The 4,645-nt window shown below is 71.3% G+C and carries 5 protein-coding genes; 3 read left to right on the forward strand and 2 right to left on the reverse strand.

Features of this window, described 5'->3' with window-relative positions; translation table 11 throughout:
* Nucleotides 1–5: 5 nt before the first annotated feature.
* From gmhB to ACR2JA_RS00280, 3 genes are read left to right on the forward strand one after another with little or no spacing between them, the layout of a single operon-like run.
* Entirely contained in the window at nucleotides 6–626 is a 621-nt protein-coding gene (gene gmhB, locus ACR2JA_RS00270) for a D-glycero-beta-D-manno-heptose 1,7-bisphosphate 7-phosphatase (protein WP_434007141.1), read from the forward strand.
* A 34-nt stretch (nucleotides 627–660) separates the two neighbouring features.
* Entirely contained in the window at nucleotides 661–1,413 is a 753-nt protein-coding gene (locus tag ACR2JA_RS00275) for a lysophospholipid acyltransferase family protein (protein ID WP_434007137.1), read from the forward strand.
* A gap of 8 nt (nucleotides 1,414–1,421) precedes the next feature.
* Entirely contained in the window at nucleotides 1,422–2,330 is a 909-nt protein-coding gene (locus ACR2JA_RS00280; RefSeq protein ID WP_434007138.1) for a M48 family metallopeptidase, read from the forward strand.
* Nucleotides 2,331–2,336: 6 nt separating this feature from the next.
* Here the strand turns inward: ACR2JA_RS00280 and ACR2JA_RS00285 are convergent, their stop codons facing one another.
* Both ACR2JA_RS00285 and ACR2JA_RS00290 read right to left on the reverse strand, forming a co-directional pair.
* Complete coding sequence (locus ACR2JA_RS00285) at nucleotides 2,337–3,452, reverse strand: HPP family protein (RefSeq protein WP_434007139.1); 1,116 nt, start codon at nucleotides 3,450–3,452, stop codon at nucleotides 2,337–2,339.
* 69 nt (nucleotides 3,453–3,521) lie between these two features.
* Nucleotides 3,522–4,595, reverse strand: a complete 1,074-nt coding sequence (locus ACR2JA_RS00290) for an MBL fold metallo-hydrolase (RefSeq protein WP_434007140.1) — start codon at nucleotides 4,593–4,595, stop codon at nucleotides 3,522–3,524.
* Between the last annotated feature and the right edge of the window lie 50 nt (nucleotides 4,596–4,645).

The raw sequence follows: 4,645 nt of genomic DNA on the forward strand, positions 1-4,645 counted from the left end.
ACCGCATGAAACTGCTGATCCTCGACCGCGACGGCACGCTCAACCGCAGCCGCGACGACTACGTGGCCTCGGCCGACGAGTGGGAGCCGCTGCCCGGCGCGCTCGAAGCGATCGCGCGGCTCAACCACGGTGGCTGGCGCGTGGTGCTGGCCACCAACCAGAGCGGCCTGGGCCGTGGCATGTTCGACATGGCCTCGCTCAACGCCATCCACACCAAGATGCACCGCGCCCTGGCGGCGGTGGGTGGCCGGGTCGAGGCGGTGTTCTTCTGCCCGCACGCGCCCGAAGACGCCTGCACCTGCCGCAAGCCGGCGCCCGGCCTGTTCGAGCAGATCGGTGAACGCTTTGGCCTGCCGCTGGCCGACGTGCCCGCCGCCGGCAACGCGCTGCGCCACGTGCAGGCCGCCGCAGCGGCTGGTTGCCCCACGCACCTGCTGATGACCGGCAAGTCCGAACACCTGCGCGGGCAGGTGGACACGCTGGTGCCGCGGGCGCCGCCGTCCACCGCGCTGCTGGGCCTGCCGCCCGGCACCTGCGTGCACGCCGACCTGGCCGCCTTTGCCGACTGGCTGCTGGCACAGGACCCCACCGCCGACGCCCGCGCCTCGGGCCTGGCGCCGCTCTGAAGCGCCGCCACCGCAACCCCTTTTCCTGCACCCCATGAACCTCATCCGCTCCCTTCTTCACCTGCTGTTCATGGCCGTCACGGTGATCCCGTGGGCGCTGGCCGTGCTGGTGGCTGCGCCCTTCCTCAACAGCACGCAGATCTACTGGATGTGCGCGCGCTGGCTCAAGCTGGCGGTGGACGGCGGCACGCTCATCCTGGGCATCCGCAACCAGGTCATCGGCTACGAAAACCTGCCCGTGGGCAGCACCGCGCCGGCCGTGCTGCTGGTCAAGCACCAGTCCACCTGGGAAACCTTCAGCATGCCCGCGCTGATGCCGCACCCGCTGGCCTATGTGTTCAAGAAGGAGCTGCTGTACGTGCCCTTCTTTGGCTGGGCCATGAGCCGCATGGACATGATCCACATCGACCGCAGCAAGCGCGCCCAGGCCTTCAACAAGGTGGTGGAGCAGGGCCAGCGCCTGCTGGACCAGGGCACCTGGGTCATCATGTTCCCCGAGGGCACGCGCATCGAACGCGGGCAAAAGGGCCAGTACAAGAGCGGCGGCACGCGCCTGGCCATCGCGACCGGCGCGCCGGTGATCCCGATCGCCGTCACGTCCGCCAAGTGCTGGCCGCGCAAGGCGCTCATCAAGCGCCCGGGCACGGTGGAGTTCTCGATCGGCAAGCCCATCCCCAGCGTGGGCCGTGAGCCCGACGAGCTGATGCGCGAGGTGGAAAACTGGATCGAGACCGAAATGCGGCGTCTCGACCCCTCCGCTTACCCGACCACGCCCGCCCAGCCCTGAAGCAGTCCATGCAGCGCTTCGTGCAACTGGCGCTCGACTTCCTGACCGGCCCCGAGCCAGTGGTGCCGGCCCAACGGGCTGTGGCCCCGCGCGCCGCCGCACCACGCCCACAGGCCGACGCCGCGCCGGCGGAGCCGCTGAGCGCGGTGTTCCAGCCCGGCACCTGGCACCATCCGCGCGCCAACCGCCTGCTCAAGCTGGGCCATTGCGAGGTGGCTTACGAATTCAAGCGCGGCAAGCGCCGCACCATCGGCCTGAGCGTCAACCCCGACGGGCTCACCGTCAGCGCGCCGCGCTGGACGCCGCTGGGCGAGGTGGAAGCGCTGCTGCACGACACGGCCGACTGGGTGCTGGAGAAACTGCGCCACGCCCGCGAGCGCGCCCAGGCGCTGGACCGCGCGCGCACCGTGTGGGCCGACGGCGCGGAGTTCGGTTACCTGGGCCAGACCGTGCGCCTGGTGCTGGACCCGGCGCACCGCTTCGCCCAGGCCGGCGCCGAGCTGTCGGCCCCGGGCGGCGACGGCGTGGCCCTGCTGCGCCTGGCCCTGACCGCGCAGGCCACCGAGGCGCAGATCCGCGACGTGGCCCAGGCCTGGCTGATGCGGCAGGCCAAGCGCGTGTTCGCCGAGCGGCTGGCCCACTTCGCGCCGGCGCTGGGCGTGCAGTACAAGACCCTGCGCCTGTCCAGCGCCGGCACGCGCTGGGGCAGCGCCAGCGCCGACGGCACCATCCGCCTGAACTGGCGCCTGATCCACCTGAGCCTGGACATGGTGGACTACGTGGTGGTGCACGAACTCAGCCACCTGCGGCACATGGACCACAGCCCGCAGTTCTGGGACGTGGTCGCCAGCGTCATGCCCGACCACGCGCAGCGCCGCCAGGCGCTCAAGCGGGCGGCGGTGCCGCTGGGCGAATAGGCCGGCTCAGGCGGCGGCCCCCGGACGGCTGCGGAACAGCGCGGCCACCACGTCGGACTGGGTGATCATGCCGACCACCCGTTGCGCGCCATCGACCACCGGCATGTGGTGCAGCCCGCCGTCCGAAAACAGCCCCACGAGTTCGCCGATGGGCTGCTCCGGCCGGGCCGAGCGCACCCGGCGGGTCATGATGTCCTGCACCCGGCGGGCGGTGCTCATGACCGGCTGACGGCGCGGGTCGGGCGCGCTGTGGCCGATGAAAAAGTCGTGCAGCGAGACGATGCCGCGCAGCGTGCCGTCCGCCTCGACCACCGGCAGCGCCTTGATCTTGTGGTGCGCCAGCCGGGCCCAGGCCTCGTCCACCGAGTCGCGCGGGCCGATGTGCACCACGTCGCGGGACATGATGTCGGCGCACTGGACCTCGCCCCACTGGCGCTCGCTGGCCAGCCGCTGGGCCCGCACCAGGATGTCCTCCAGGTCCTCCGGCCGGATGTCCAGCAGCTCGCCCTGGCTGGCCAGCGCGCGGGTCAGGTCGTCGTGCGTGAAGCCCAGCCGCCGGCTGGGCAGCGGGTCGCGGGTGTGGTGCGAGGGAACGGGTGCAGGGTGGGCGTGGCGCCGGTGCGTCAGGTGGTTGAACAGCAGGGCCGTCAGCATCAGCAGGACCGAGTTGAGCGCCACCGGTGAGAGCGCGAACTGGTAGCCCAGGTGCGTCACCGCCTGCCCGCCCAGCACCGCCGTCACCGCCACGGCCCCGCCCGGCGGGTGCAGGCAGCGCAGGGCGAACATGACCGCGATGGCCAGGGCCCCCGCCGCGCTGGCGGCCAGCCCGGTGTGGCCGAGCAGCAGGGCGCAGCTCACGCCCACCAGGGCCGACACGGTGTTGCCGCCCAGGATGGACCAGGGCTGCGCCAGCGGGCTGGCGGGCACCGCGAACAGCAGCACGGCCGAGGCGCCCATGGGGGCGAGAAACCAGGGATCGGTCGTGCCCAGCGTGTGCAGGCTGAGCCATTCGGTGGCGCACAGACCCAGGCCCGCCCCCACGCAGCCCAGCAGCATTTCGCGTCGGCCGACGTTCAGCGGCGCGGGGATCAGGGTGCGCAGCCAGGTCAGGAATGGATGCACGGGGCGGTTCTCACGGCGAAGGGGTCGCCATTGTAGGAACCGTGGCCCGGTGCGGCGGGCATGTCCCGTTCAGGTGTGGGGGCGGAAGAGGTGCACGCCGTCGGCCCCGGTGTGGCGCTGCAGCCGCCCCTGGAACCACAGCCGGTGCAGGTGCGCCACCGCCTCACCCATGGCAAAGGTGGTCTGGTGCAGGTCCAGCGCGCGGGTGAACAGCACGGGCAGGATGTCGAAGGCGCTGCAGGGCGCTTGCGCGCAGGCGTCGAGCACCTCCGCCAGGCGGTCGGTGTGGTGCGCCTCCAGTTGGTCGATGCGTTCGTGCAGGCCGGTGAAGGGCTTGCCGTGCGAGGGCAGCACCAGCGTGTCGGGTGGCAGCGGCCGGTAGCGCTGCAGCGAGTCAAGAAACAGGGCCAGCGGGTCGCTTTCGGGCTCCATGTCGTACACGCTCACGTTGGTGCTGATGCGCGGCAGCACCATGTCGCCGCTGATCAGCACCTGCAGCGCGTCGTTGTACAGCGCCATGTGTTCGGGCGCGTGGCCGTAGCCGGCGATGCAGCGCCAGCCGCGCCCGCCGATGGTGACGGTCTGGCCGTCGAGCAGGCGAACAAAGCTGCGCGGCACGCCCGGCACCATGCTGGGGTAGTAGCTGGCGCGGCCGCGGATCTTCTCCAGCGACTCGGGATCGCTCATGCCGTGGGTGGCGAAGAAGTCGGCCGCGCTCGCGCCACCAAAACCGGTGGTGCTTTGCGAACCGATGCGGGCCGAGTTGTAGTCGGTCGCACTCACCCACAGCCGGCAGTTCCACCGCTCGCACAGCCACTGCGCCAGGCCGATGTGGTCCGGGTGCATGTGGGTGACGATCACGCGCAGCACGGGCAGACCGTCCAGCTCGTGGGCGAAGATCTGCTCCCACTGTGCCTTGGCCTCGTCGCGGTGGATGCAGCAGTCCACCACCGTCCAGCCGTCCACGCCGTCCAGCGTGTCGCGCATCAGCCAGAGGTTGATGTGGTCCAGCGCAAAGGGCAGGCCCATGCGGATCCACTTCACGCCCGGCGCAACCACCCGCGTGCGGCCGGGCTCGGGCAGGGCGTCGCCCAGCGGGTAGTGCAGGCGGGCTTCGAGCTGGTCCTTGGTGGGTGCGGTCATGCGGGGCTGGCCTTCCGGGGTGGTTCCGTTAAACTGACGTGACGTTGACG

This window comes from Hydrogenophaga sp. (assembly GCF_051007235.1).
Lineage (GTDB): Bacteria > Pseudomonadota > Gammaproteobacteria > Burkholderiales > Burkholderiaceae_C > Hydrogenophaga.

What these genes read in the sequence shown, in the direction of transcription:
- gmhB (WP_434007141.1), top strand. Translation starts at nt 6, where the DNA reads ATGAAACTGCTGATCCTCGACCGCGACGGCACGCTCAACCGCAGCCGC.
- ACR2JA_RS00275 (WP_434007137.1), top strand. Translation starts at nt 661, where the DNA reads ATGAACCTCATCCGCTCCCTTCTTCACCTGCTGTTCATGGCCGTCACG.
- ACR2JA_RS00280 (WP_434007138.1), top strand. Translation starts at nt 1,422, where the DNA reads ATGCAGCGCTTCGTGCAACTGGCGCTCGACTTCCTGACCGGCCCCGAG.
- ACR2JA_RS00290 (WP_434007140.1), bottom strand. Translation starts at nt 4,595, where the DNA reads ATGACCGCACCCACCAAGGACCAGCTCGAAGCCCGCCTGCACTACCCG.